The following is a 23,962-nucleotide window of genomic DNA, read 5'->3' as shown; positions in this document are numbered from 1 at the left end:
GGTCCGTGAAGGGCCCCTTGAGGGAATCAGATTCCCTCAAGGGGCCCTTCACGGCTTTTCGGCGGGTGCGGGGGTCAGGACTGGACGAGCTTGCCCATCGCGTTGACCTCGTCGACGTCGCCGGTGCTGAAGAACGACCACGGCACGGTCACGAAACCGCTGTCGCCCCAGCCGGATCCCCAGCTGTTCTCGATCTTCACGCCCTGGTCGTTGTAGGCCACGATGGTCACCTCGTGCCCGCCGACGACCGGGTCGCTGTTCGAGTCGCCGGGCAGGTACGAGTAGTCGCTCGCGGTCGACGAGTCCAGGTTCATGAAGCTCTGGTGCACGGTGAACCCGATCGCGACCGGTTCGCCCTGGGAAATGGCGTTCTCGATGTCGTTGCGCGCCGCGTCCCCGCTCGTCGACAATTGCGTGTAGCCGGACAGCTTGTAGTGCGCGGCATTCGCTTTCTCGTTCTGGTCGGGCTGAGTCGTGTAGTCGAAATCGCCCTGCCAGTAGTCGGATTTGGTGTCGATGCCCTGCTGCTGTTCCATCGGCAGCGCGACGCTCGCCCAGGTGCCCTGGTCGTTGCCCTTGGCGATCTGGGAGTAAATGAACATCGGGGCCATCGGGCCGCCGCTGATGCCCTGCTCGTTCATCAGCACGCCGTAGCCGGTGTAGCCGGTGGCCCAGGTGACGCACGAGCCGACCTGGCCCTGGTCGCCGGGCGCGTTGGCGTACTGGGTGAGGTCGCCGCTGGACGGCAGTTCGGCCGTGGTGCGCGGGTGCACCGGGAGCGCGGAGTTCGCGTGGGCGTGCATCCTGGACTGCGCGGCCTTCAGTCCGGCGACGTTCAGTCCGAGGCCGTGCTTGAGGTGCTGCGGGTGGTGCTGGGCGGCGGCCGCGGTGGCAGGGGTCGCGCCCATCGCCGCGGCCAGGCCGGCCGCGGCGAGCAGGGAAACGAGTGCGGACGTTTTTCTGATCTGCATTCTGGTACTCCTTGTGGACATGCAGAAAAAGAAATCGGAAAGGGTGGGGAGGTGGATCCGACCACGACAAAGGTAGATCGGCGGAAATTTTCCGGGAACCTACGAAAGGCGGGAGTGCATCAACTGTCGAATTGGAGCGGATCGATCAAGCGGACATTACGCCCGTTATCGCCGCTATTCCGGCGTACTGGTCCATTATGGACTCGCAGGAAACCGTCGTGCTCACAATGGTTTGAACCATTCGGCGAGGTTTCTCCAGCAGCGCAGGGGTCGTTCGCACGGGCCTCCGCGCCGGCGGAACCTCAGTCGGGCAGCGGGGTGGTGCGCGCGCCGTTGAGAAGGGCGTCGATCGCCCACTGGGAACGCGTGTCCGCGTTGCCGGAGAACAGGTTCTCGCTCGCCGCGGCGATGTTCGGATGCGTTTCGGGCGAGAGGCCGCGGACGGTTTCGGCGAGCGCGTCGTGCTGGCGTTCGGCTTCCGGGCGGTTCTTGCGGGTGCTGTGCTCGACCGCGCTGGCGGTGGCGACGAGCAGCAGCAGGTCGACTGTCCACGCGGCCGGGCCGGACGGAACCCCGGCCTCGGCGAGCAGGCCGAGCACGGTGTCGACGACGGCGAGGTAGTTCGGCCCGTTCAGCGGGGTCACGAGCGCGACGCGGGCGAGTCCGGGGTGGGCGTACAGGACGTCGCGGTAGGTGGACAGGACTGTCCACAAGCGACTGCGCCAGTCGTCTTCGGCGGTGCTCGCGGTGGTGGGGACTTCGCCGAGGAGTTCGTCGAGCACCGCGGCGTGGAGTTCGTCGGTGTCGCGGACGTAGACGTAGAGCGAAGCCGGGCCGGTGTCCAGTTCCTTCGCGAGCCGCCGCATGGTGACGCGTTCGGCCCCTTCGCGGCGCACGACGTCGAGAGCGGCCGCGACGATGCCCTCGCGGCTCAGCGCGGGCTTGGCGGGACGTTCCCGGCGGTTGTAGCCACTCGCGGTCATCCGCCCATGGTATGCGCACGCCGGCCGAACGGTCTGGACCTTGGCCGGGCTACTCGGCGAGCACGCTGTCCAGCGTGGGCTGGACGTCGGTCCGCAGGATCGCGCCGAGGTAGACCGCGGCGACCCGCTGCTGCTTGTCCACGATCAGCGAGATCGGCACCGCGCTCAGCGGGAGGCCGCGCAGGCGCAGGGCGACCCGGCCGGACGGATCGAAGATCGACTCGTAGCCGAGCCCGAGGTCCTTGACGAAGTCCGCGGCGTACTTCGGGTTGTCGCGGACGTTGATGCCGAGCACCCGGATCCCCCGGTCGCGGCCGGAGTCGGCGATGTCCTGCAGTGTGCGCGCTTCGGCACGGCACGGCCCGCACCAGGCTCCCCAGAGGTTGAGCAGGACGACGTTGCCGGAGTAATCGGCCAGCGAGAGGTCCTTGCCGGGCTCGCGCAGGCTCTGGCCCTTGAGGTTCGCCACCTTTTTGCGTTGCGGCACCGGATAGTGGATGGTCGTCTGCCCGCCCGGCGAGACGAATTCGAAGGTGTCCGGCCGGCTGACCGCGTTCTTCCCGGTCGCGCACGCGGTGAGGGGCAGCAGTGTCAGGAGGAGGAGACGGGCGAAGCGCACGCGGCATGGTATCGCCGATACACCGGGCGGGCGCCGACGCGGTTTTCTAGGCTGGACCTCGTGTGGGAGACAGCGAGGGACCGCTTGCGGAGCAGGCTGGCCGACGGCTTGGCCCAGTCCGGGCTCACGCTGCCCTGGTGGGTTCCGATGGGGACGACCGCCTTCACGGTGATCGGGCTGGTCGTCGCGGTCGGACAGCGGATCGGGCCCGCGCTGCCGGTCGCGATCGCCGGGTTTCTGCTGGTAACGGCCTCGACGCTGCTGTGGGTGTGCACCGGGCGGCTCGCGCCGTCGTGGGTGAAGGCGCTCGGGATGCTCGCCGGGATCGGGCTGCTGCTGACGTATCCGGTGGTGCCGGACTTCGCGCCGATGCCGTTGATCGTGCTCGCCGGCGAACTGGGGTCCATCGCTTCGGCGCGGGTCGCGTTCGCGGCGACCGGCGGGGCGATCGCGGTGCTCGGGGCGGCCGCGCTGACCGTCGGGCTGGTCGGGTTCCCGGTGTACATGCTCGCGGTGGTGGTGGGGATGGCCGCCGGGTTCATGCTCCGCTGGTACGTGCGCGCCCTCGACGCCGAGCGCGGCAAGCAGGCGGCCGTGCGCGAACAGGCGATGCTCGGCGAGCGGCAGCGGATCGCCCGCGAAGTGCACGACGTCGTCGCGCATTCGCTGAGCATCACGTTGTTGCACGTCACGGGCGCGCGGCACGGGTTGCGCACGGATCGCGACATCGACGAGGCCGTCGCGGCGCTCACCGAGGCGGAGCGGATCGGGCGGGCGGCGATGGCCGATATCCGCCGCACGGTTGGATTGCTCGCGCAGGAGTCGGCGGGGACGCGGCCGTTGCCCGGCGCGGGCGACATCGCGGACCTGGTGGCCGAAACGTGCGCGGCCGGGCTGGTCGCGGACTGGGAACTGGAGGGCGACGTGTCGGCGGTCGATAGCACGGTGGGGCTGGGGCTCTACCGGATCGTCCAGGAGTCGCTGGCGAACGTGGTCAAACACGCACCGGGGGAGAAGGCGTTGGTACGGCTGGAGATCGATGCGGCGGACGCGCGGTTGACTGTCCGCAATGGACATAGCGGCGCGGCGCGCAACGAGGGCGGCTCGGGGCTGGCGGGCATGACGGCGCGGGCGGATCAGCTCGGTGCGCGGCTGACTGCCGGACCCGAGGGCGGCGAGTGGGTCGTCGACGTGACGGTGCCGTTGGCGCGCGAGGCCGCGTCGTGACCGCAGCGTCGGGCGAAATGCGGGTCTTGCTCGTCGATGATCAGGAGCTGGTGCGGTCCGGATTGCGGTTGATCCTGCGGCGCCGCGACGGGTTCGTGGTGGTGGGGGAGTGCTCGGACGGCGACGAGGTCCCGGCCGCGCTCGAAGCGGCCGGCGGGGTCGACGTCGTGGTGATGGACCTGCGGATGAAGCGGGTCGACGGCATCGAGGCGACGCGACGGCTGCGTGCGTCCGGCCCGCGTCCGCCGGTGCTCGCGCTGACCACGTTCGATGACGACGAGCTGCTCGCCGGAGTGCTGCGTGCGGGTGCGGTCGGATACGTGCTGAAGGATTCGCCCGCGGAGGACCTGATCCGCGCGGTGCGAGCGGTCGCGATGGGTGAGGCGTGGCTCGACCCGGCGGTCACCGGACGCGTGCTCACGACCTACCGCGAGGCGGCTGGCGATCGTCCGGTGCTGCCGCCTGGATTGCTGACGCCGCGCGAGATGGCCGTGCTGACGGCGGTGGCACGGGGTTTGACGGACGCGGAAATCGCCGGAACGCTGGGGATTTCCGCGAGTACGGTCGAGGCGCACTTCGAGCGGGTGTGTGCGAAACTCCGCCTCCGCGACCGGGCGGCGGCCATCGTCTACGCCTTCGACCACGGCCTGGTCATCCCCGGCGCGGCTCCCGCTCCGGCCGACCCGGACTCGTTGCGGTTCAGCGTGCTCGGCCCGTTGCAGGCTTGGCGGGGACCGAACCTGCTGGACCTGGGCCCAGTACGGCAACAGGCGCTGCTCGCGGCGCTGGTCCTGCGCCCCGGCGAGACGGTCAGTCCAGGAGAGTTGCTCGACGGCGTGTGGGGCCTGGAGCCGCCCGGCACCGGCGGCCGGGTGGTCCCGGTCTACGTGCACCGACTGCGGAAATGCCTGCGCGGCGCTGGTGAACGGACGGAAGACTCGGTCATCGGCAGCGATCGCGGCGGATACCGCTTCGCCGGGGAGCGAGCGCGGCTGGACGTCACCGAGCTGACCGACCGGATCTCGGAAGCCACCACCGCCACCCGCGGCGACGACCCGGCAGCTGCGGTCGACGCGTACGACGGTGCACTGGCCCTCTTCCACGGCGAGCCGCTGGCCGGACTGCCCGGTCCGTTCGTCGAGGGAGAACGCGTACGCCTGACCGAGCGGCGGCTGACGTTGGTGCAGGAGAAGGCGGTGCTGCAGCTGAAGCTGGGGCGGACCGACGACGTGGTGCACGAGCTGTCGGCGTTGCTGGCGGTGCATCCGCATCGGGAACCGCTGGCGGTGCTGCTGATGCGCGCGCTCCACAGCGGTGGCCGCCGGGCGGACGCGTTGGCGGTGCACCGGCGGATGCGGGAACGGCTGCGGGCGGACTTGGATGTCGAGCCGGGGGCGGAGCTGAACCGGGAGTTGCGGGTGGTGCTCAGCTCGGATCGGGGTCCCTCTTGAGCACGCACGGGACCCTGCACCATGTCGAGTTGTGGGTGCCGGACCTCGGCCGCGCGATCGCGTCGCTGGGATGGCTGCTGGAAGAACTGGGATACCAGCAGTTCCAGGACTGGGCCGCCGGACGCAGCTGGCGGTTCGGGCCGACGTACCTCGTGGTAGAGCAATCCCCGGCACTGACCGCGGACCGGCACGACCGCTGTCGGCCGGGGCTGAATCACCTGGCGTTTCACGTCAAGGACGCGGCGACGGTCGAGCGGCTGGCCGCCGGCGCCGCCCGGCACGGGTGGCAGCTGATGTTTCCGGAGAAACATCCCCATGCGGGCGGCGCGGAGCACTATGCCGCGTACCTGCAGAACGACGACGGCTTCGAGGTCGAACTCGTCAGCTCTGCCGCGCAGTGCTGACCGGAGTGCGCGGGCGGTGCTGACCCGGGTACTGGGAATCCGACGAATCCGAATCGGCGTCCGAGTCCGAGTCCGAGTATTCCGAAGCCGGATACTGCGACTCCGACGAACTCGCGTACTGCGCCGGATACCGCGAATCCGAAGAAGAACCAGTGCCCGGCTCCTCCCCAGAGCTGCTCTTCGAAGCCTCGCTGAGCTTCGTCATCAGCTGCGTGGCGGCTTCCAGCCCCTGGGTCACCGAGGTGATGAGCTGCAGCAAATTGTCCGAGTCCGACAGCAGAACTCCGAGCTTCTGCGCGATCTGCCCGCCGTACTGCGTAGCGATCGCCACCGCCTGCGGGATCGCCGCCGCGATGCTCGCGCCGAACGTCGCCTGCGCGGCGGCGAACGCCTGGGTCATCAGCTGGATGATCTGCCCGACAGCCTCCGAAATGAGCCCGCCGACCTCCTGCTGCGCCTTCGCGACGACCTTCCCCGCCCCGGTCGCCGCCTTGGCCATCGCGATACCGGCCTGGCCGACGGCCTCGACGCAGTCCGCGTGCTGCGAGCTGTTGTCGCGGTAGCTCGAAGCCGAAGAACCGCTCCACCCCGACGTTTCCGGACCCGCCGACTGGCGGTAGTCGTCCGCGACCGAGGACACCTGCTGGCCGCCGCCCTCCATGCCCTGCGAGTGCGACGACACCGAATCCGGGTTGCCCTGCAACTGTTTCAGCGGTTCTTCCAGGAACCGCACCAGTTCGGTGATCATCCCGAACCCGGCGGACGTCAACGCGGCGAGCGGGTCCTGCGACGCGCCGAGCAGGTCGAGCGCGGTGGTCGCGCCGCCGAGTCCGGCGGACACCCAGTCGTGGTTTTCGACCGCCTGCGCGGTGCTCTTCAGGTGTGCCAGCAGCTGGCCGGAGTCGGTGCTCGTCACGGTAGGTCCTTCCCGGGCAGCGAGGCCGCGTTGCCCTGGTCTCGGCGCTCGTAGCTTTCCGCGGCCTGCGTGAGGTTCGCGCTCACTTTGTCCACAGTGGACGAAGCGTGCGAGACGGCGTCGTTGGTCTTGCCGACCGCCGATTGCAGGCCCGCGGTGAGGAACTGCACGAAGACGCCGAGCGCCTGGTCACCGAGTCCGGACGGGGCGCTGCGGGCGACATCGCCGAGCCGGTCGGCCAGATCGCCGACGGTGGCCGCGTGCCGGCGCAGTTGCGCGGGGTCGACCTCGAAGCCGGCGGTCACGAGATGATCCCCGGGTTCGCGAAGTAGTCGTCCTCCTGGCGCGGCGCGGCGGGAGCGGCCTCGACCGGCAGGTTGTCGCGGACGAGCTGGAGCGCGGGGCCGTCGCCGACGTAGTCGGTCATGATGTCCACGACCTGCGCGCCGGCCTGGCGGTGCGCGTCGTGCACGGTCGCGAGGATGAGCCGGGCGAGCGCGTCGGCTTCCAGCGCGCGGGCGGCGGGGCTCAGCCGAAGGTCGGTCAGCGCGCCGCTCGGGCCCACTTCGACCTCGACCTCGCCGCGCGGGGACGCGGCCCGGCCGCCGACGCGGCTGAGGCTCGCGCTCGCGGCCTCGGCGTTCGCCTGCATCCGGGAGAGGTTTTTCTGGTAGTCGGCGAGCCAGGCCGCCGAATCTTGGATCGGCACGGAAGATCCTCCGGTCGTTTTCGGTGCGGTCATCACGGCCGCCGCGCGGCGGTGGCCAGCTCGCCGAGGGCGAAGCGCAGATCGGCCTGGCGCAGCGAGTTCACGCTGAGCCAGCCGTCGCGCGCGGGGTTGATCCGGACGCGGCCGCGCGGTCCGTCCATCCAGGACAGTTCGCGGCCCGCCCTGGTGCGCCCGTCGCGGGTCGCGCCGAGCTGGCCCCGCCCGGTCAGCGGGACGACCAGGCCGACGAGACTGTCCAGCGCCGCCGGGTCTCCGCCGCTGTCGCGGACGAGGTCGCGCAGCCGGTGTGCGCGGGAGGTGTCGTCCTCGTCGTCGGTGAGCGCCATCGCCTCCTTGACCGCGTGCGCGGGCAGTGTGACCGGCATCGTGCGGGCCGCCTCGACCTGCGGGATTTCCGCGAGGACGGCGTCCACCAGCGCGGTCTCGTCCACCCGGCGCACCGACAGCGTGTCCGCCTCGAGCCGCTGACGGCAGATCAGCGCGGAGGACCGGTAGACGAGTGCGGTGACGGCGGTCGCCCCCTCGGCGTCCGCCACCACCAGATCGACGATGCCGCGGCGTTCGCGCAGCGCGGTCACGGCTTCCGCGGCGAGACCGTCCGGCCCGGATTCGTCCGCGAGACCACGTGCTTGCAGCGCCTGTCCGGCGGTGGCGAACAGGATCTCGCGTTCGCCCTCGATCCGGCCGTAAGACGGCACCTGCAAGGGATACGGCCAGCTCGCCCCGGCGTGCGCGGCCAGCAGGTTCGCCTCGACGAGTCCGATGTGGACGGTCTCGTCGCCGGTACGCGGCAGCACGGCGGTCATTCGGCTTGCCGTTCGAGCCGCTGGAACGCTTCCTGTACCCCGGATTCGTGCTCTTGATAGCGCCGGATACCGGCCCGCAGCGCCTCGTGGAACCCGGTCAGCTCGGTGTCCGCCGCGCCCAGTTCGCCGGTCAGCCCGGCGTGCCCGGCGGCCTCGCGCAGCCGCTGCGCCAGGTGCAGTGCGGGCGGCGCGGTGCCGAGCTGCGGGAGCCGGTCGGCGAGCCGTCCCGCCGAACCGACGAGTTCCCCGGTCTGCTCGCCGAGTCTGCCGAGCGCGGCGACCTGCCGGTCCAGCGCGTTCGGGGCGACCTCGTGGCCGGTCATCGGAAACTCCTGTCTTTCCGGGGTGTCACAGCCCGATCACCGGGCTGATGGTCTTGTCTTCGGGGTGCAGGAGCGGCTGGTCGAGGACCGGCATCTTGTTCTTGTGCTCCTCTTCCTCCTCTTGGGCGGCTCCCGCGCCGCGGCCGGGCATCATGCCGTTGCCGTTGGCCGCGCGGGCGGCGGCCATCTCCGCCATCGCGGCGTTGCGGGCGAGCAGCGCGCCCTCCATGCCGAGCGCGGAGCGAATCCCCGCGGCCATCCCGGATTCGACCGGCGCCGCGGTGGTCAGCGCGCCCCACGGCATGCCGCCGCCCGCGCCGGTCCCGGCTCCGCCGAGCGGACCGACGTAGCTCGACGCACTGGTCGACTCGTCCGCGCCGTAGGAATCCGCGGTCGTCGACCCGGCGGGCGGCGGATTGATGGCGCGCGAGCTCTTGTGCAGGCTGGCTTCGTAGCGCTGCATCACGTGCACCGCTTCGGCTTTCTGTTCGGCGGCCGCGACGTTCGCGGCGAACAGGCTGGCCCCGCCGCCCGCGACCGCGCCGATCGCCGCGCCCATCAGCGCACCCGGACCGGCGCCGATCCCGCCGGCACCGGCGCCGAGGATCCCGCCGATGACCGCGCCCGCACCCGCTCCGGCCGCCGCGGCGGCGACTGCGCCCCCAGTCGGGTCGCCCGGCGGCTTCGGCATGGTGTTGCGCGCGACGGCGAGCGAATCGCCCGCGTTCTGGGCCGCGCCGCCGACGGTCCCGGCGCGGTCGCCGATTCCGGACGCGCGCTCGCCGAGCGAGCCCAGCCGTCCGGAAGCGCGTTCGGCGGCCTGTCCGCTCCAGTTCTCGTGCAGCGTCCCCTGCTGCGATTTGAGCGAATCGGCGTGCGAGCGCATTTCCGAACCGTGCCGCTGCCATTCCGCCGCGACCGTGCTGACGTCGCCGACGTCGGCCTTCTCCCACAGCATCTGGTACAGCTGCTGGTGCGTGTAGGCGTTCCAGTTGGTGCTGCCGGGCGGGATCGGGGCCCCGAAGTAGCCCTCCCACACGTTGCGCAGCGCGGACACGACCGGTTTGGCCAGGTCGCCGACCGGCCCCGCCTTGTCGAGTCCCGCGAGCGCCGAGTCCGCCAGATTCTCCACCCCGGCCGACGCCGCGTCGGCCACTGATCCGGATTCGCCGGTCATACCCCCACCTTCGCCTCTGCCCGGCAGGCTGTCGCCAGGCACTCGCGCACGGTAAAGGGCGGCGATGAAATCACGATGAAAGCTGTGATCACCGGGGCGGGACGAGGTCTCCGCTCTCGATCCGGGCCGCGGTGCGGGCGAGCCACGCGGCGTCGTGGGCGAGGCGGGAAACCAGGAAATGCACCTCGATCATCTGCATTTCCGGCAAATCGGCGTTATCGAGCGTCGCGGACAGTTCTCGCTGCTGCCCGCTGACCCGTTCCGCCCGGTCGCGCAGCAGCGTCACCGCGCGGGCGGGCGGCAGCGCGCCGAGGTAGGCCAGCGCGATCAGGAACCGGGAATCGAGGTTCGGGTCGGCGTCGCGCAGTTGCCGTTCGATCCGTCCGCGGAAATCGGCGAGGCCCGTCTCGGTCAGCCGCACCGGTCGCGGGTCGCCCTCGCCGTCCGGTTCGACGAGCCCGTTCCGGGTCAGCGTGCCGACCAGTGTGTACACGGTCGACGTTTTCGGGTTCAGGAACGGATAGCGCGTGCGCAGCTCGCGCAGGAGCGCGTACTGGTGGCGCGGGGTTTCCACGAGCAGGCCCAGCATCGGCAGCACGAGCGGGTTGTCGAGAGCGTTCGTCGGCACCGGACCAGGGTAGCGCACGATAGTCGTATACGAGTACATTGCTCGTATACGACTACTGGAGGAGACGCTCATGATCGCCTTTGGCGTGTGGCCCGGCGTGGTCAGCACGGATCTCGTGCGGCTGGAAACCTTCATCGACGCGCCGCCGGAGGACGTCGAACGGACTGCGGAAGCGTTGCGGGACCTCGCGAAGGGCACGGAACGGTTCTACGTGCGGTGCTATCGCAGCTATCGGGGCCCGCACGAACCGACGCCGCCTGACCCCGTGCCGTACCTCGGCGACGGACGGGTGGTCGACTACGTGCTCGGTTACGGCAGTCCGGAGGTCGATCCGGACGGGTTCGCGGACGCGGTGCGGGCCGCGGTTCGCGAGGTCGCCGAGTTGGGCGGCGGGAAACTGCAGGTCTGCGAGGAGGTCAATGTGGCCGCGCCGCTGGACGGCGGCAGTCCTGGTTGCTACGAAGCGCTCGGGGCCGGGCTCGCGGCGGCGCTGGACGAGCGGGCGCGGCTGGGGGTCGACGTGATGATCGGGTTCAACGCCGCGGTCGCGCTGTCCGGCGATCCGTTCTGGGACGCGGTGCGCTCGGCGGTAGACCCGGAAGTACTGAATCGCATTGACTTCCTCGGCTTGGACTTCTTTCCGGACGTATTCCGTCCGGTGCCTGCCGACGCGTTGGCCGGCGCGGTGACCCACGTCGTGCGGTCGTTTCGCGAATCCGCGTCGGCGATTGGTATCCCAGCGACTGTGCCGATGCACATCACCGAGACCGGTTGGCCGACGGGACCGGAGAATTCGGAGGAACAACAGGTGCGCGTGATGGAATCCGTCGCGCGCACGGTGTTCGGGCTGGCTGCTGAGGCCGGGGTGGACACCTACGAGATTTTCGGGCTGCGGGACGGATTGTCGAGCGGTCCGCGAGAGAATCGGTTCGGATTGCTGCGGGACGATTATTCCCCGAAACCGGTGTACGAGACGATGAAGCGGCTGATCGCCGAACATTCTTCCTGAACGGCAGTCCCGCGAAAGATGGACATTCCGCCGCGTGCCGGATTCTTTTAGTTCCATCTGGCCCCTGGTCACCGAGAAGGGGAGGCCCGATTCTGTATCGGTCATAGATCACCAGTGCCCTCAGGGAGATACCGTGCGCAGAACTAAGTTGGTGGCAGGCGCGTTGGGTGCCTGCGCACTGGTCATGGGTGTGGCGCCAGCGGCGAGCAGCCAGATCGGCCAGCAGTCGCCGGACACCGCCCGGCAACCCGCCGGTTCGGCCTATCGCGACGGCGACTCCGCCTCCGCCACGCTGAAGGACGCCAAGGGCGACGAGGTCGGCTCCGCGTGGTTCACCGCCGACAACCGCTCGCACGCCGTCTGGGTCGAGGTGTACCTCACCGGTCATTTCACGCCCGGTTTCCACGGCATGCACGTCCACGAAAAGGGAAACTGCACCGTCGGCGATCCGAAGAACCCGTTCACCGCGGCGGGCGGCCACTTGATGCCGATGGACCACCACACCGGACTGCCGATCGGGCAGCTGCCGCCGGTGCAGGTCCGGTCGAACGGTCGTGGGTATCTCAAGTTCGTGCTGGACACCTTTACTCTGGACCAGCTTTTCGGTCCTGACGGCACCGCGATCATCGTGCACTCGAAGTCCGACAACTTCGCGAACATTCCCGCCGATCGCTACAGCGTCCGGGGCGACCCCGGCGCACCGGTGCCGGATGAAAAAACCAAGGCGACCGGCGACGCCGGCTCCCGGTTCGCGTGCGGCGTGCTCACCCGCGACCAGAACTGACTCAGTCCTTTGTAGACTCATCGTGGTCCGTGCAGGACTCCTTGCGGGAATCAGATTCCCGCAAGGAGTCCCGCACGGACCGGTAGCCGGGGTCGCGGAGGCGGCGGCTACTACGATCGGTGCATGTCTAGTCAGCCGGTCACGCTCTCGCGGCCCGTGCGGTTCTTCAGTTTCGCGTCCGCGGCGAGTCTTCGCTGGACCGGCTTCGGCGGGGTGCTGCTGCTCGCCGTCGCGGTGTACGCCGGGGCCGCCGGGATGCCCGGGGTCCTGCCGTTCGCGGGCGGGATCGCCGGTGCCGGGCTGGTGGTGCTCGCATGGGCGCTGCTCGGCGGCCGCATCCTCGCCGCGGACCTCCCCGACGCGGGCTGGCTGAAGCGGACGCTCGCGTTGTGGTGCGGGCCGTTGCTCGTCGTGCCGCCGCTGTTCAGCGGGGACGTCTTCAGCTACCTCGCGCAGGGTGCGGTGGCCGCGCACGGGTTCGACCTCAACGTCGTCGGGCCGCGGCAGGCACTGGGTTCGGCGTCGGACATCGTCGGCCGGGTCAGCGTTTACTGGCGCGAGACGCCGTCGCCGTACGGGCCGTTGTTCGGCGCGGTCGAGCGGGTCATCGCGCAGGTGTCCGGCGGGAATCCGATCGTCGGCGTCGCACTGCATCGGCTGATCGAGGTGGCCGGGCTGGTGCTGATCGCGTGGGCAGTGCCTCGGCTGGCGGCCGCGGCGGGAGCGTCGCCGCGGGTCGCGTTGTGGCTGGGCGTGCTGAACCCGCTCGTTCTGTGGCACGTGGTCGCCGGGATGCACAACGACTCGCTGATGCTGGGCCTGATGCTCGCGGGGGTGGCGATCGCGCTGGAAGCGGTGGGCGACCGGATCCGCTGGTGGCCGCTCGCGGGCGGGGTGCTGCTCATCGCGCTCGGTGCTGAGGTGAAGGTGCCCGCGCTGGTCGCGCTGGCCGCGGTCGGCACGGCGATTGCCCGCCGGCGCGGGCGGATCGGCGAATTCCTGCTCGCGGGCGCGGCGATGGTCCTCGTCTTCGCGGCGGTGTCCGCGACGGTTTCGCTCGCGTCGGGGATCGGGTTCAGCTGGGTCTCGGCGCTGACGACCTCGGGGGAGGTCAACAGCTGGATGGCGCCGACGAACTGGTTCGGCTTCCTCGTCGGCGGCATCGGTTCGCTGTTCGGCGCGCACCTCACGCAGACGATGATCGGTGTCGGCAAGATCATCGGGTACGTGCTCACCGCCGCCGGGATCGTCGTGGTGCTGCAACGCCAGTGGACCGGCCGGATCGACGCGGTCCGCTCGCTCGGGCTGATGCTGAGCGCGGTCGTGGTCTTCGGGCCGGTCGTCCAGCCGTGGTATCTGCTGTGGGCGGTGATTCCGCTGGCCGCGTCGCTGCCCGCCGGCCGCGTGCGGTCCGTGGTGATCACGCTCGTCGCGGTGTTCTCCGTGGTGCTTCCGCCGGTGGGCGGCAACTTCAGCGGACGCGTCGGGTTGCTGGTGCTCGCATACGTGATCGGGCTCGCGGTGGTGGTCGCGGCGTTCTTCGCGCTGCGGAAAGCGTCCGCAGTGGACTAACGCTGGCTGAGCCAGACCTGTTCAGCGGCTCGCGCGGACGCGATCGCGTCGTCGACCACCAGCGGCTTCGCCGGGTCGAGCGTGGTGTGCGATTCGGTGGTGTAGAAGCGCACCTCGTGCCCGTCCGGGTCGTGCAGGCCGGGCAGGATCCAGCCGAGGGTCGCGAAGTGGACGCCCGCGTGCTGTTCGCCGCGGCGGGTGAGATCGTCGGCTAGTTCGGTGAGGCCGGCCCGGTCGGGGACGCCGATGGAGAAGTAGTCGAACCCGGCCGCCGCGCGGGCGAGGTCCGGGTTGAGCACGAGTCCGAGATCCGGTCCGCCGCGCGGATGCGTCATGGTGACGCCGGTCCGGCGGCCGTGCCGGCGGAATTCGAGGGCGATCGCGTAGCCGAGCCGGTCGGCGTACCAGGCTGCCGACCGGTCGAGGTCGGCCACCGGCAGCTTCAGGTGATGCACTCCGTCGAGGGTGGGGATCATCGTCGGCCTCCACTGATGCAGTTCAACTGCAATGCAGTTATGATGCATCTGGTGAAAGACCAGGTCAAGGCCGATGCCAGGGCCGAGTTCGGGGCCGCCCGGATCGCCCGGACCGAGGCGCTCGTCGTCGCCGCGGCGCGGGAGCTGTTTCTGGAGCACGGCTATGCGGCCACCGCGCTGACGCAGGTCGCGCGCCAGGCCGGGGTCGCGCCGAGGACTGTGTACGTTCGCTTCGGCACCAAGGCGGCGTTGTTCCGGCGGGTGATCGACGAAGCGCTCGTCGGGGACGCGGAGCCGATCGACGTCGCGCACCGGCCGCGAGCGCAGGACGCGATGACCGCCAGAACCTTGGCCGAACGGTTGAACGCGCTGGCCGACGTCACGGTTGGAATCGCGGACCGCGCCGGAGCGTTGCTCGAAGTGGCAGCACAGGCCGAAGGCGCGGAGCCGGAAATCGCCGAGGCGGCGCAGTCCGGGCGACGCGAGACAGCACGACTGTGTCGGGAGTTCTGGTCCCGCGCGGCGCATGACGGTCTTCTTGAGTCCACTGTGGACATCGAGCAACTCGCGAGCACCACGGATGCCTTGCTGTGCGCGGACACGATGGTGCATCTGCGTCGCGTGCACGGCTGGGCCGCGGCGGAATACGGGCGCTGGCTGCGAACGGCGCTGGTTGCCCTGGGCAGGACGTCCGGATAGGTTGCGATCATGGACATCGAGGTGCTCGTGTTCGACGTGCTGGGCACGCTCGTCGACGAACCGGCCGGAATCCGTGCGGGAATCCGGAAATTCGCGCCGTCGCTCGCTGACCCGGAGGTCGAAGAGCTGCTTTCGGTGTGGCAGAAGCACGTCGAGCAGGAGCAGGGCCGCATCGTCGCCGGGGAGCGACCGTACGTCGCGAGCGACGTCATCGACCGGGAAGCCGCGCAAGCCGTCGCCGACGCGGTCGGTGCTGGCGACGCCGTCGAATTGGCGCTCGCGGCCCGGCAACTGCCGCCGTGGCCGGACACTGTGGACGGCCTCGCTCGCCTCGCCGAACGGTTCCCGCTGGTCGGACTGTCCAACGCGAGCCGGACCGCGTTGCTCGACCTGTGCGCGAACGCCGGACTGCGGTGGCACACCGTGCTCTCCGCCGAGAACGCTCGCACCTACAAGCCCGCTCCGGACGTTTATCAGCTCGCTATCGACGTCGCGGGCCGCGCACCGGAGCGGCTGCTGATGGTCGCCGCGCACGCCTGGGATCTGCGAGGCGCGCAAGAAGCTGGGTTCCGGACCGCGTACGTCAGCCGCCCGGTCGGCGATCCGCCGGGCCCCGCCGATCGGTTCGACCTCCACGCCGACAGGCTCGCGGACCTCGCTGATCAGCTCGAAAACGGTCGCGACTGAACCCCGGACCAGGCATGATCTCGGCGTGACCGCGCCCAGGACGACCGATCTCAGCGACTTCGAACGCCGTCTGGTCGAGTCGGCCCGCGAAGGCGAACTGCTCGGGGCCGACCAGATCGACGTCGACGACCTGGCCGAAACCGAAAGCCCGGCCCACCTCGTGCGGGCGGCGGTCCTGCGCGACCTGCTGCTCGGCAGGCACGGCGACCTCGATCCGCGCGGGATCATGCTGGCGCGGGCGCGCATCACCGGCGAACTGAACCTCGACGGCGTCTCCGCGACCGCCGGACTCATGCTGCTCACCTGCGTCTTCGACCAGCCGGTGCTCGCGCGCCAGGCGAGGCTGCCGCACCTGTACTTGATCGGCGGGCGGATGCCGGGCCTGCACGCGTCGCGGGTGCGGATCGAGGGAGACCTGCACCTGTCCGACGGCGTGCGGATCACCGGAGACAGCCCGGACGGGGCGATCCGGCTGATCGGCGCGCACCTCGGCGGGAGCCTGCTCTGCCGGGACGCGGACATCGTCAATCCGGCCGGGCTCGCATTGGAGGCGAGTTCGGCGGAACTGGGCAGCGGGCTGTACCTGCACCGGGGAACCCGGATCACCGGCTCGTCGGCGGACGGCGCGATCCACCTCAACGGCGCGAGCGTCGGCGGTCCGCTGGAATGCCAAAGCATCAAGGTTTCCAACGACCTCGGACCGGCCATCGAGGCGGACACCCTGACGGTCGCGCGCAGCATGCTGATCCGGGATTCGGAGCTGAGCGGCAAGGGCGAGATCGGCGCGGTGCGGTTGCAGGGCGCGCAGATCGGCGGGCAGCTCGAGTTCTCCGCGACCACACGGATCACGTCGCCGGAAGGACGGCTGCTCGGGCTCTCCGACGCGAAAGCCACCACAGTGTTCATGCCGGGCGACCTCGTGTGTCCCGAAGGCAGCACGAGCGCCGAGTGCGATCATTCCGAACTGGCCTGGCTGGACGGATTCACCTGCACCGCCATCGATCCGGCGTTCGGCTGGCGGCGGTGGCTGCATCTGCTTCGGTGTCACACCGAGTACTACGACGCCACCGGTTACCAGAAGCTGGCGGCAGTCGAACGGACCGCGGGCCACGACGGCAACGCGCGCACGATCCTGATCGCGCAACAGGACGACCTGCGCCGCCGTTCGCCGGAAGCACTCGGCGGGCGGATGTCGCGGCTGTTCCACTGGATCTGGGGCACGCTGGCCGGATACGGCTACCGCGCCCGGCGCACGGCGGCGGCGTTGCTGCTCGCGCTCGTCGCGGCCGGAGTACTCGGATTGTGCGCCGGGGCAACGGAAACCCAGCCCGGGCACCACGCGGCGCAACGGGTCGCGACCGGGACGGCGTGTTCCCCGGTCGAACTGATCGGCCTGGGGCTCGACCGGGGCTTGCCGATCGCGCCGACCGGGTTGCGGAGCCGGTGCGACCTCGATACCGCGAGTGTGTCCGGGCAGGTGTTCACCGCGGCGATCTGGGGCGTGCAGGTCGCGGTGTGGGGACTGGCGACGCTCGCGCTGGCCGGGTACACGAACCTGGTGCGCAAAACCGCCTGACGTTCCGCGCTGCTCACAGCAGATCTGCCGTCGGCAGAGAAAGCGGCGGCGGCCGGGCCCGCGGCGGCAAGGTCGAGGCATGACCAACGAATCGACTCCGCCGATGTTCGACCAGCGGCTCCGGGAACGGTTCCTGAGCCAGCGGGTCCTCGTGCTGGACGGCGTGCTCGACGACGACAACGGGACGGTCCTCGCGACCCAGATGCTGTCCCTGGCGGGCGAAGACCCGGTCAAGGACATCGCGCTGTGGATCCACTCGCCCGGCGGTTCGGTCCCGTCGATGCTCGCGATCCGCGACGTGATGCGCCTGGTGCCGTGCGACGTTTCCACGCTCGCACTCGGATTGGCGTGCAGCGCCGGGCAGTTCCTGCTGTCCGCGGGCACTCCCGGGAAGCGATTCGCCCTGCCGCACGCGCGAATCCTGATGCACCAGGGATCGGCCGGCATCGGCGGCTCGGCCGTGGAGGTCGAGGTGCAGGCCGACGACCTGCGCTACACCCGGGACACCGTGCTGGGCCTCACCGCACAGGACACCGGGCAGCCGTTCGACCGGATTTTCGCCGATTCCCTGCACGACCGGTGGTACACCGCCGCCGAGGCGCGGGACTACGGCTTCATCGACCAGATCGTCGACCGCCTGGAGCAGGTCGTGCCGGTGCGCACGCACGCGATGGGCCTGGGGGTACGCGCATGAGCACCTACACCATCCCGAACGTCATCACTCGCAGCCCCGGCGGCGAGCGGATCATGGACGTCTACTCGCACCTGCTGTCCGAACGGATCGTGTACCTGGGCACGGCGATCGACTCGGGCGTCGCGAACGCGCTGATCGCGCAGTTGCTGTTCCTGGAGTCGGACAACCCGGAGCAGGAAATCAACCTGTACATCAACTCCGAGGGCGGCGACCCGGCCGCGATGCTGGCGCTGTACGACACGATGCGCTTCATCAAGGCCCCGGTGGCGACGACCTGCGTCGGCCAGGCAGTGGCGACGGGCGCGGTGCTGCTGGCCGCAGGCGCGGCCGGCCGCCGATCGGTGCTGCCGCACGCGCGGGTGGTGCTGCACCAGCCCGCCGCACAGGGCCGCGGGACGATCCCCGACCTGATCCTGCAAGCGGACGAGGTGATCCGGGTCCGCACGCAACTGGAGGAGATCACGTCCCGGCACACCGGCCACGACGTGGCGGAACTCCGGCACGACACGGACCGCGACCGGGTCTTCGACGCGGCTGGGGCGGTGGAGTACGGGCTCGCGGACCAGGTGATCGCGGCCCGTCCGTGAGGCGGGGACGCAGGCCGGTCTGGGGTTCCGGCCTGCGGCTTCGCTTGAGCTGCGGTGAGTACTGGCCTGGGTTTCGCGCTCAGGCTGCCGTGCGCGAGGCTGTGGTGAGCGCGGGTCCGGCTTGCCTTGGCTCAGCGCGTCTTCAGCACGCGTCCGGCGGGCGATGCGCGGGCCGCGGTTCGAGCGCGTTGTTCCCGGCGATCCCGCTCAGCGGCTCAAGCCGCCATCAGCACCGGGCCGGCCGGACGCCGCGCGGGCCGCGGTCCGACCACGCTGATCCGCCGCATGTCCCCGGCGATCCCGCTCAGCAGACCGGCCAGGTTCACCCCGAGCGCACCGGTCACCGCGGCGATCATCTCGCTCGACGGTTCCTTCCGGCCGCGTTCGATCTCGGACAGGTACTGCGGCGAGATCCCGGCCCGCTCGGCGACGTCGACGAGCCGCTCGCCCTGGGTTTCCCGGGCGGCGCGGAGACTGCGGCCGAGCACCTCGCGCCACAGGGGTTCCGCCTCGTCGTCCCGGGCGGGGGCGCGGCGCTGGTGGAAAGGAAGGATGTCCGCCATGGGCCCAGCCTGGCATCCGCGGGGCCTCCGGCGACAGCGGTTCCGCTCAGGGCAGAACGTCAGCCCGCGACTTGGTTGCCGAGCATGATCACGCCGAGCACCAGCGCGATCGCCGACACCCCGATGCCCACCCCCGACACCGGCTTGCCCGTGCGCCGTCCGATGACGCCGACGAGTCCGCAGGCCAGGCCGGCCAGTCCGAACGGGAGCGCGAGGTACGCCCGGACGCCGCTCAGGTCGATCGGCAGCAACGGAACCACACAGCCGAGCACGCCCAGCACCAGCGACAACACCCCCAGCCATACGCCGTTCGCCGGAGCGGGCAGGGCGGGCGGATAGGGGGAGTAGCCGGGGTACTGCTGGGCATTCGGCTGGACCGGCCATGGCTGCGGCTGCCCGGTCCACTGCGGCGGGGGCCCGGCCGGCGGCATTCCCTGCGGACGGGGTTCGTCAGTCATCGGAAAGCTCCTCACCGCGCGAAAGAAACGTCGTCACACCTTAGAACGCGGGTGCGAGAAGGCTCATCCGTTTCGAGCAAGTCGGTAGGGTGCCCGAGGCAGCAACCAGCGACCGACGAGGTGACGCATGGACCGGCGCGAACTGATCGACCAGGCTCTCCGCGGCGTCGAGGCGTGGGAACGCAAATGGGGTCCGTTCACCCCGTCCCCGGCGAGCGAACCGGACGTCGATCTCCCCGCGCTGCTCGAAGACTACGCCGCGAGGATGGACGCGTCCTTCCCCTTCTTCCACCCCCGCTACGCAGGGCAGATGCTCAAACCGCCGCATCCGGTCGCGGTGGCCGCCTATCTAGCCGCGATGGTGGTCAACCCGAACAACCACGCGCTCGACGCCTCGCAGGCCACCTCGCCGATGGAGGTCGAGGTCGTCGCCGACCTGGCGCGGATGTTCGGGTTCGCGCAGCCGTCGCTCGGCCACCTCACCTCCAGCGGGACGATCGCGAACCTCGAAGCCCTCTGGGTCGCCCGCGAACTGGCTCCGGGCAAAGCGGTCGTCCATTCGCGGGACGCGCACTACACGCACGGCCGCATGTGCCAGGTGCTCGGCGTGGAATCCCGTGCGGTGCGGGCACTTCCCGACGGACGCGTTGACCTGTCCGCCGTCGAAGCCGAGGTCCGCGGCGGCGGGGTCGGCACGGTGGTGCTGACCCCGGGAACGACCGGGCTCGGGGCGGTCGACGACATCCAGCAGGCCCTCGCGCTGAAAGAACAGTACGGAGTCCGCCTGCATGTCGACGGCGCGTACGGCGGGTTCTACACTTTGCTGGGCGAGTACGAGGCCTACCGTGCGATCGGCTCGTGCGATTCCGTTGTCGTGGACCCGCATAAGCACGGGCTTCAGCCGTACGGCTGTGGTGCGGTGTTGTTCGCCGACCCGGCGGTCGGCCGGTTCTACCAACACGATTCTCCCTATACCTACTTCACTTCCGACGAGTTGCACCTCGGGGAGATCTCCCTGGAATGCTCTCGCGCGGGTGCTGCCGCCGGAGCGCTTTGGCTTACTCTGCAAGCCTTCCCGCTGGAACGCGACCGCGGCCTCGGCCGGTTGCTGGCCGCGTGCCGTCGAGCGGCGAACGACTTTGCCGGACTGCTCAAGGAATCCGACCGGTTCGCGCTGCACCTTGAGCCCACTTTGGACATTGTCGCCTACTGGCCGCGACGGACCCGGATGAGCGAGATCACCGAAGCCGCCAACACCATCCTCCAGAAGGGCATGGCAGACAAGGACAATCCGCTGTACCTGTCCACTTTGCGGGTTGACGCGGACGCGTTCGCCGCACTGCACCCGGACGTCGAACGCGACGCCGAGACCGTCACCATCCTCCGGTCGGTGTTGATGAAGCCCGAGCACGAGGCCTGGATCCCGCAGCTCAAGCAAGCGCTCGACCGGTTGGCGGACTGAGTCCCGGACAGCGGGACTGACCCGCTCAATCCGGGCGGACCGCCGGTTACATCGGTGCGCATGGCTGTGGAACCGCGCACCGCAGAGCGGTCGAGAGGGTATTACGTCGCGATCGTCGTGGCGATCGCGCTCCTGACCGAGAACGCCAACTTCGAGTTCACCCTCGTCGGGGTGGGCCTGCCCGACATCGCCGCCGCCTTCGGGACCGGCCAGGTGGCGCTGGTGATGACCGTCGTCTTCGTCGCGTCGCTCGTGTTCCTCCCGATCGCCGGGAAACTCGCCGACACGCACGGCAAGAAGAAAGTCCTTCTGGCCGCGGCCGTCATGTTCGGCGCCGGATCGCTGATCTGCGCACTGGCCCCGGTGTACTGGCTTTTCCTCGCCGGACGCGTGCTCCAGTCCGCTTTCGTCGTCGCGTACGTCGCGGGTTACGGCCTCATCCGCGACCTCTTCCCGCCGCGGCTGGTGCCGCTCGGGGTCGGCGCGCTCGGGGTCGGCACCGGCGTCGCCGCGTTCGGCGGTCCGCTGCTCGGCGGGTATCTGGTTGATGCCTATGGGTTCCGCAGCGCCTTCTGGTTCACGCTCGGCTACGACGTTGTCGTCTCGACGCTCGTGCTGCTCGTCGTCCCCGAAACCCGGGTGCGGATCAAACGCCGTATCGACGTCGCCGGTGGCTTGCTGCTCGGCGGCGGGATGGCGGTGCTCGTGCTCGGCCTGGTCGAGAAGGAGTATCTCGGTTACGCCGTGGCGCTTTCGGTGGTGCTGCTGGTGCTTTTCGTGCTAGTCGAGCGCCGCCGCGCCGAACCGTTGATCGATCTCGCGCTGGCGTCTCAACCCAAGGTATGGCTGACCTTGCTCGCTTCGGGCACCGCCATTTTCGTCACCACCGCCAACAGTTCCGTGCTCATCCCGCAACTGCTCAGGACTCCGCATGTGCCCGGCGTGGCGGAACGCGGTCTCGGCATGAACGCGTTGGAATACGGGGTGAGCTACGGCCTGCCGTTCGGCCTGGTCGGCGCGGCCGCCGGCTATGCCGCCGGGTGGGTGTGCCGGAGATTCGCGCCGAGAACTGCTTTGCTCACCTCGATTGCCGGCACCCTCGGCGGGGTAGTGCTGATCCTTTTCGGACAGTTGAACGGGCCGGTCCTGATCGTAGTGATCGCCGCACTCATGGGCATCGGACTGGGATTTCTCTACGCCGGAGCCAACAATCTCGTCATCGAGGCCGTGCCCGCGGAGGCGCAGGGCGTCACGACTTCGTTGCTGTACACCGCACTCGGCGTGATGAACACGCTCGGCACGGCGATCGTCGGTTCGATCACCGCCGCCCATCAGGTCCGGCTCGGCACGGGTGTTTCCATTACGAACGACACCGGATACCAGGCGGCGTACTTCGTACTGCTCGGCGTCGGCGTCCTCGCGCTCTTGCTGACTTTTCTGATGCGGCACGGCCGGACTCCGGCTACCGGCGGGACGGCGAACGCGTAAGATCCCTGCTGTGACAGACGGCCGGAATACTTGCGCAGACTGGAAATTCGCCGTGAGCACGCTGGGGATGCCCGGCATTCCGGTGCGGGAATCGGCCGCCATCGCCGCCGCGCACGGATGTGCCGGGCTGGAACTGCGGGTGCACGCGGACGAGGAAGTCCACTTAGGACTGAAAGATGCCGGGTCCGTTCTCGACCAGATCTACGAAGCAGGGCTGGAGATTTCCGCACTGGCCGGCTACGTCCAGGTCTGCGCACCCGGCATAGCCGGCGAACTCCGCGCGCTGATCGACCTTGCCGCGCGACTGAACGCCCCCGCGATCCGAGTCTTTCCCGGCGGCACCGGCGAAGACGGCCGCGCGGTAGACCAGATCGCCGAGGTGCTCCCCGACCTGACCGCGTCCGGCGTCCAGTTGCTCGTCGAGACCCACGATTCCCATCTCACCGCGGAATCCGTGCTCCGCCTCGTGAAACCGTTCGCCGACCCGGCACGGGTAGCGGTCCTGTGGGACGCGCTGCACCCGTGGCGGGCAGGCGAAGCTCCGGCGCGGACCCGGGCGCTCCTGGGGGAGTACCTCGGGTACTTCCAGTTGAAGGACGCGACCGCCGGGCTGACCCCGGTCCCGCCGGGCGAGGGAATGGTCCCGCTCGGGGAATGCGGGCGCCTGCTGCGATCGTGGTCCGGCTGGATTTCCCTGGAATGGGAACGCGCCTGGCATCCGGAGATCGCGCCGGTCGACGTCCCGCTGCGCGCGGCGGCGGATTGGCTGGCGCGCTGGCGCGGTTGATCAGCCCGCGGAGGTTTGTGCCACGTATTCCTCAAGTCCGCGTCCGGTCAGCGGATAGTAGTCGGACAACCGCCCGCCCTCGTCGAGCCGTCTCCGTGCGAATGCTTCTTTGTCTTGGTGAGCAAGGGAATCCTCGGCAATAGTCAAGGCTTTCGACTGCGGCACCACGACCGCCCCGTCCTCGTCGGCCACGATCACATCCCCCGGCGTCACCAGCGCGCCCCCGGCGCCGACCGGAACGTTGAACGCGGCCGGGAACAGTTCCGTCTGCGACGCGTAATGCGGCGTCACCCCCGTGCACCACACCGGCACGCCAAGCGCGCGGATCCGCGCGGCGTCGCGGACCCGGCCGTCCACCACGATTCCCGCGCCGCCGCGCAGTTTGAAGTAGCGCACCAGCATGTCGCCGAGGCAGCCGGTGAAGTGGCTGCCGAACGCCGAAACCACCAGCACATCACCCGGTTTGATCGACTCCAGCACCTGCCACAACGCCGTCTTGCGCTCGGCGTCCTCCTGCGCGGTGCCGGAGAAAACGTCCTCGCGCTGCGGCAGGAACTGCAGCGTCACCGCGCCGCCGACGACCTTGACGTCCGGGGTCCGGTGCAGCGGGACGGGACCGTCGATGAAGGTCCGTGTGATGCCCATCTGGTGCAGCTTCGCGCACGCCGTCGCGGCGCTGACGTCGTCCAGTGCCTCGATCATCCGCGTGGTCGGCCGGGTGAAGGTCGCGGTCTGCACCGGCGCCAGCTTCGAGTCGTAGATGTCGGTTTCCCCTGCTGGGACAGCCTGCCGGCCGTTCGCGTCCATGGCGTGCCTCTCCGCGCGTCGCCGTCCGAGTGACGGTGACATTATCGTCTATCGATGGTAGATGTAACCGCCGACGGC

At 69.8% G+C, this 23,962-nt stretch carries 28 protein-coding genes; 14 read left to right on the top strand and 14 right to left on the bottom strand.

Features of this window, described 5'->3' with window-relative positions; all coding sequences use genetic code 11:
- Positions 1 to 74: 74 nt before the first annotated feature.
- The 3 genes from H4281_RS20200 to H4281_RS20190 all read right to left on the bottom strand — a co-directional run bounded on the left by H4281_RS20200 (position 75) and on the right by H4281_RS20190 (position 2,573).
- On the bottom strand, positions 75 to 971 hold the full coding sequence (locus tag H4281_RS20200; RefSeq protein WP_182892483.1) for a C1 family peptidase: 897 nt from the start codon (positions 969 to 971) through the stop codon (positions 75 to 77).
- Positions 972 to 1,273: 302 nt separating this feature from the next.
- On the bottom strand, positions 1,274 to 1,954 hold the full coding sequence (locus H4281_RS20195; protein WP_182892482.1) for a TetR/AcrR family transcriptional regulator: 681 nt from the start codon (positions 1,952 to 1,954) through the stop codon (positions 1,274 to 1,276).
- Between the two features lie 49 nt (positions 1,955 to 2,003).
- Positions 2,004 to 2,573, bottom strand: a complete 570-nt coding sequence (locus tag H4281_RS20190) for a TlpA family protein disulfide reductase (protein WP_182892481.1) — start codon at positions 2,571 to 2,573, stop codon at positions 2,004 to 2,006.
- A 60-nt stretch (positions 2,574 to 2,633) separates the two neighbouring features.
- Here H4281_RS20190 and H4281_RS20185 point away from each other — a divergent pair, with 60 nt between their 5' ends.
- Genes H4281_RS20185 through H4281_RS20175 form a run of 3 tightly spaced genes read left to right on the top strand, consistent with a single transcriptional unit; the run spans position 2,634 to position 5,655 of the window.
- A complete protein-coding gene (locus H4281_RS20185) occupies positions 2,634 to 3,800 on the top strand; it encodes a sensor histidine kinase (protein ID WP_182892480.1) in 1,167 nt (388 codons plus the stop codon).
- Positions 3,797 to 5,251: a BTAD domain-containing putative transcriptional regulator gene (locus H4281_RS20180; protein ID WP_182892479.1), complete on the top strand. Its 1,455-nt coding sequence runs from the start codon at positions 3,797 to 3,799 to the stop codon at positions 5,249 to 5,251. The genes H4281_RS20185 and H4281_RS20180 overlap by 4 nt, the downstream gene beginning before the upstream one ends.
- Positions 5,248 to 5,655, top strand: coding sequence for a VOC family protein (locus H4281_RS20175; protein WP_182892478.1), 408 nt, complete (start codon positions 5,248 to 5,250; stop codon positions 5,653 to 5,655). The genes H4281_RS20180 and H4281_RS20175 overlap by 4 nt, the downstream gene beginning before the upstream one ends.
- Here the strand turns inward: H4281_RS20175 and H4281_RS20170 are convergent.
- The 7 genes from H4281_RS20170 to H4281_RS20140 all read right to left on the bottom strand — a co-directional run bounded on the left by H4281_RS20170 (position 5,633) and on the right by H4281_RS20140 (position 10,235).
- A complete protein-coding gene (locus H4281_RS20170) occupies positions 5,633 to 6,571 on the bottom strand; it encodes a hypothetical protein (protein WP_182892477.1) in 939 nt (312 codons plus the stop codon). The two genes, H4281_RS20175 and H4281_RS20170, sit on opposite strands and share 23 nt — an antisense overlap.
- Positions 6,568 to 6,876 carry a type VII secretion target gene (locus H4281_RS20165; protein WP_182892476.1) on the bottom strand — a complete coding sequence of 103 codons (309 nt, stop codon included), beginning with the start codon at positions 6,874 to 6,876 and terminating at the stop codon, positions 6,568 to 6,570. The genes H4281_RS20170 and H4281_RS20165 overlap by 4 nt, the downstream gene beginning before the upstream one ends.
- Positions 6,873 to 7,280 (bottom strand): YbaB/EbfC family nucleoid-associated protein, encoded by a 408-nt coding sequence (locus H4281_RS20160; protein ID WP_312872147.1) that lies wholly within the window; start codon positions 7,278 to 7,280, stop codon positions 6,873 to 6,875. The genes H4281_RS20165 and H4281_RS20160 overlap by 4 nt, the downstream gene beginning before the upstream one ends.
- A gap of 32 nt (positions 7,281 to 7,312) precedes the next feature.
- Entirely contained in the window at positions 7,313 to 8,107 is a 795-nt protein-coding gene (locus tag H4281_RS20155; RefSeq protein WP_182892474.1) for an ESX secretion-associated protein EspG, read from the bottom strand.
- On the bottom strand, positions 8,104 to 8,430 hold the full coding sequence (locus H4281_RS20150) for a hypothetical protein (protein ID WP_182892473.1): 327 nt from the start codon (positions 8,428 to 8,430) through the stop codon (positions 8,104 to 8,106). Before H4281_RS20150 ends, H4281_RS20155 begins: the two co-directional genes overlap by 4 nt.
- 25 nt (positions 8,431 to 8,455) lie before the next feature.
- Complete coding sequence (locus tag H4281_RS20145) at positions 8,456 to 9,607, bottom strand: WXG100 family type VII secretion target (protein ID WP_182892472.1); 1,152 nt, start codon at positions 9,605 to 9,607, stop codon at positions 8,456 to 8,458.
- Positions 9,608 to 9,695: 88 nt separating this feature from the next.
- Positions 9,696 to 10,235 carry a PadR family transcriptional regulator gene (locus tag H4281_RS20140; protein WP_237598200.1) on the bottom strand — a complete coding sequence of 180 codons (540 nt, stop codon included), beginning with the start codon at positions 10,233 to 10,235 and terminating at the stop codon, positions 9,696 to 9,698.
- A gap of 70 nt (positions 10,236 to 10,305) precedes the next feature.
- Here H4281_RS20140 and H4281_RS20135 point away from each other — a divergent pair, with 70 nt between their 5' ends.
- The 3 genes from H4281_RS20135 to mptB all read left to right on the top strand — a co-directional run bounded on the left by H4281_RS20135 (position 10,306) and on the right by mptB (position 13,600).
- Positions 10,306 to 11,244: a hypothetical protein gene (locus H4281_RS20135; protein ID WP_182892470.1), complete on the top strand. Its 939-nt coding sequence runs from the start codon at positions 10,306 to 10,308 to the stop codon at positions 11,242 to 11,244.
- 133 nt (positions 11,245 to 11,377) lie between these two features.
- Positions 11,378 to 12,028: a superoxide dismutase family protein gene (locus tag H4281_RS20130; protein ID WP_220507474.1), complete on the top strand. Its 651-nt coding sequence runs from the start codon at positions 11,378 to 11,380 to the stop codon at positions 12,026 to 12,028.
- A gap of 123 nt (positions 12,029 to 12,151) precedes the next feature.
- The gene (gene mptB, locus H4281_RS20125; protein WP_182892469.1) at positions 12,152 to 13,600 is read left to right on the top strand and encodes a polyprenol phosphomannose-dependent alpha 1,6 mannosyltransferase MptB; all 1,449 of its coding nucleotides are present in this window, start codon (positions 12,152 to 12,154) and stop codon (positions 13,598 to 13,600) included.
- On the opposite strand, the gene H4281_RS20120 is transcribed toward mptB, so the two are convergent.
- On the bottom strand, positions 13,597 to 14,076 hold the full coding sequence (locus tag H4281_RS20120) for a VOC family protein (RefSeq protein ID WP_182892468.1): 480 nt from the start codon (positions 14,074 to 14,076) through the stop codon (positions 13,597 to 13,599). The two genes, mptB and H4281_RS20120, sit on opposite strands and share 4 nt — an antisense overlap.
- 51 nt (positions 14,077 to 14,127) lie before the next feature.
- On the opposite strand from H4281_RS20120, the gene H4281_RS20115 reads away from it, so the two are divergent.
- The 5 genes from H4281_RS20115 to H4281_RS20095 all read left to right on the top strand — a co-directional run bounded on the left by H4281_RS20115 (position 14,128) and on the right by H4281_RS20095 (position 18,319).
- Positions 14,128 to 14,775 (top strand): TetR/AcrR family transcriptional regulator, encoded by a 648-nt coding sequence (locus tag H4281_RS20115; RefSeq protein ID WP_220507473.1) that lies wholly within the window; start codon positions 14,128 to 14,130, stop codon positions 14,773 to 14,775.
- Between the two features lie 9 nt (positions 14,776 to 14,784).
- Positions 14,785 to 15,462, top strand: coding sequence for a haloacid dehalogenase type II (locus tag H4281_RS20110; protein WP_182892467.1), 678 nt, complete (start codon positions 14,785 to 14,787; stop codon positions 15,460 to 15,462).
- A gap of 25 nt (positions 15,463 to 15,487) precedes the next feature.
- Positions 15,488 to 17,038 (top strand): hypothetical protein, encoded by a 1,551-nt coding sequence (locus tag H4281_RS20105; protein WP_182892466.1) that lies wholly within the window; start codon positions 15,488 to 15,490, stop codon positions 17,036 to 17,038.
- Between the two features lie 79 nt (positions 17,039 to 17,117).
- Positions 17,118 to 17,732 (top strand): ClpP family protease, encoded by a 615-nt coding sequence (locus H4281_RS20100; protein ID WP_067591539.1) that lies wholly within the window; start codon positions 17,118 to 17,120, stop codon positions 17,730 to 17,732.
- Positions 17,729 to 18,319: a ClpP family protease gene (locus H4281_RS20095; RefSeq protein WP_182892465.1), complete on the top strand. Its 591-nt coding sequence runs from the start codon at positions 17,729 to 17,731 to the stop codon at positions 18,317 to 18,319. Before H4281_RS20100 ends, H4281_RS20095 begins: the two co-directional genes overlap by 4 nt.
- 215 nt (positions 18,320 to 18,534) lie before the next feature.
- Here H4281_RS20095 and H4281_RS20090 read toward each other — a convergent pair whose 3' ends face one another.
- Both H4281_RS20090 and H4281_RS20085 read right to left on the bottom strand, forming a co-directional pair.
- On the bottom strand, positions 18,535 to 18,882 hold the full coding sequence (locus tag H4281_RS20090) for a helix-turn-helix domain-containing protein (RefSeq protein WP_182892464.1): 348 nt from the start codon (positions 18,880 to 18,882) through the stop codon (positions 18,535 to 18,537).
- 59 nt (positions 18,883 to 18,941) lie between these two features.
- Positions 18,942 to 19,340 (bottom strand): hypothetical protein, encoded by a 399-nt coding sequence (locus H4281_RS20085; protein WP_182892609.1) that lies wholly within the window; start codon positions 19,338 to 19,340, stop codon positions 18,942 to 18,944.
- A 127-nt stretch (positions 19,341 to 19,467) separates the two neighbouring features.
- Between H4281_RS20085 and H4281_RS20080 the strand changes: the two genes are divergently transcribed.
- From H4281_RS20080 to H4281_RS20070, 3 genes are read left to right on the top strand one after another with little or no spacing between them, the layout of a single operon-like run.
- Entirely contained in the window at positions 19,468 to 20,802 is a 1,335-nt protein-coding gene (locus tag H4281_RS20080; RefSeq protein ID WP_182892463.1) for a pyridoxal phosphate-dependent decarboxylase family protein, read from the top strand.
- 60 nt (positions 20,803 to 20,862) lie between these two features.
- On the top strand, positions 20,863 to 22,290 hold the full coding sequence (locus H4281_RS20075; RefSeq protein WP_182892462.1) for an MFS transporter: 1,428 nt from the start codon (positions 20,863 to 20,865) through the stop codon (positions 22,288 to 22,290).
- A gap of 52 nt (positions 22,291 to 22,342) precedes the next feature.
- Positions 22,343 to 23,077: a sugar phosphate isomerase/epimerase family protein gene (locus tag H4281_RS20070; protein ID WP_312872146.1), complete on the top strand. Its 735-nt coding sequence runs from the start codon at positions 22,343 to 22,345 to the stop codon at positions 23,075 to 23,077.
- Here the strand turns inward: H4281_RS20070 and H4281_RS20065 are convergent, their stop codons facing one another.
- A complete protein-coding gene (locus H4281_RS20065) occupies positions 23,078 to 23,884 on the bottom strand; it encodes an RraA family protein (protein ID WP_182892461.1) in 807 nt (268 codons plus the stop codon).
- Positions 23,885 to 23,962: the final 78 nt, after the last annotated feature.

The sequence above is a fragment of the Amycolatopsis dendrobii genome (assembly GCF_014145675.1).
GTDB lineage: Bacteria > Actinomycetota > Actinomycetes > Mycobacteriales > Pseudonocardiaceae > Amycolatopsis > Amycolatopsis dendrobii.
The sequence above is the reverse complement of the archived record's forward strand: the minus strand, read 5'-3'. Positions and strand labels throughout refer to the sequence as shown.

What these genes read in the sequence shown, in the direction of transcription:
- H4281_RS20200 (WP_182892483.1), bottom strand. Translation starts at nt 971, where the DNA reads ATGCAGATCAGAAAAACGTCCGCACTCGTTTCCCTGCTCGCCGCGGCC.
- H4281_RS20195 (WP_182892482.1), bottom strand. Translation starts at nt 1,954, where the DNA reads ATGACCGCGAGTGGCTACAACCGCCGGGAACGTCCCGCCAAGCCCGCG.
- H4281_RS20155 (WP_182892474.1), bottom strand. Translation starts at nt 8,107, where the DNA reads ATGACCGCCGTGCTGCCGCGTACCGGCGACGAGACCGTCCACATCGGA.
- H4281_RS20150 (WP_182892473.1), bottom strand. Translation starts at nt 8,430, where the DNA reads ATGACCGGCCACGAGGTCGCCCCGAACGCGCTGGACCGGCAGGTCGCC.
- H4281_RS20145 (WP_182892472.1), bottom strand. Translation starts at nt 9,607, where the DNA reads ATGACCGGCGAATCCGGATCAGTGGCCGACGCGGCGTCGGCCGGGGTG.
- H4281_RS20135 (WP_182892470.1), top strand. Translation starts at nt 10,306, where the DNA reads ATGATCGCCTTTGGCGTGTGGCCCGGCGTGGTCAGCACGGATCTCGTG.
- mptB (WP_182892469.1), top strand. Translation starts at nt 12,152, where the DNA reads ATGTCTAGTCAGCCGGTCACGCTCTCGCGGCCCGTGCGGTTCTTCAGT.
- H4281_RS20120 (WP_182892468.1), bottom strand. Translation starts at nt 14,076, where the DNA reads ATGATCCCCACCCTCGACGGAGTGCATCACCTGAAGCTGCCGGTGGCC.
- H4281_RS20110 (WP_182892467.1), top strand. Translation starts at nt 14,785, where the DNA reads ATGGACATCGAGGTGCTCGTGTTCGACGTGCTGGGCACGCTCGTCGAC.
- H4281_RS20100 (WP_067591539.1), top strand. Translation starts at nt 17,118, where the DNA reads ATGACCAACGAATCGACTCCGCCGATGTTCGACCAGCGGCTCCGGGAA.
- H4281_RS20095 (WP_182892465.1), top strand. Translation starts at nt 17,729, where the DNA reads ATGAGCACCTACACCATCCCGAACGTCATCACTCGCAGCCCCGGCGGC.
- H4281_RS20090 (WP_182892464.1), bottom strand. Translation starts at nt 18,882, where the DNA reads ATGGCGGACATCCTTCCTTTCCACCAGCGCCGCGCCCCCGCCCGGGAC.
- H4281_RS20085 (WP_182892609.1), bottom strand. Translation starts at nt 19,340, where the DNA reads ATGACTGACGAACCCCGTCCGCAGGGAATGCCGCCGGCCGGGCCCCCG.
- H4281_RS20080 (WP_182892463.1), top strand. Translation starts at nt 19,468, where the DNA reads ATGGACCGGCGCGAACTGATCGACCAGGCTCTCCGCGGCGTCGAGGCG.
- H4281_RS20075 (WP_182892462.1), top strand. Translation starts at nt 20,863, where the DNA reads ATGGCTGTGGAACCGCGCACCGCAGAGCGGTCGAGAGGGTATTACGTC.
- H4281_RS20065 (WP_182892461.1), bottom strand. Translation starts at nt 23,884, where the DNA reads ATGGACGCGAACGGCCGGCAGGCTGTCCCAGCAGGGGAAACCGACATC.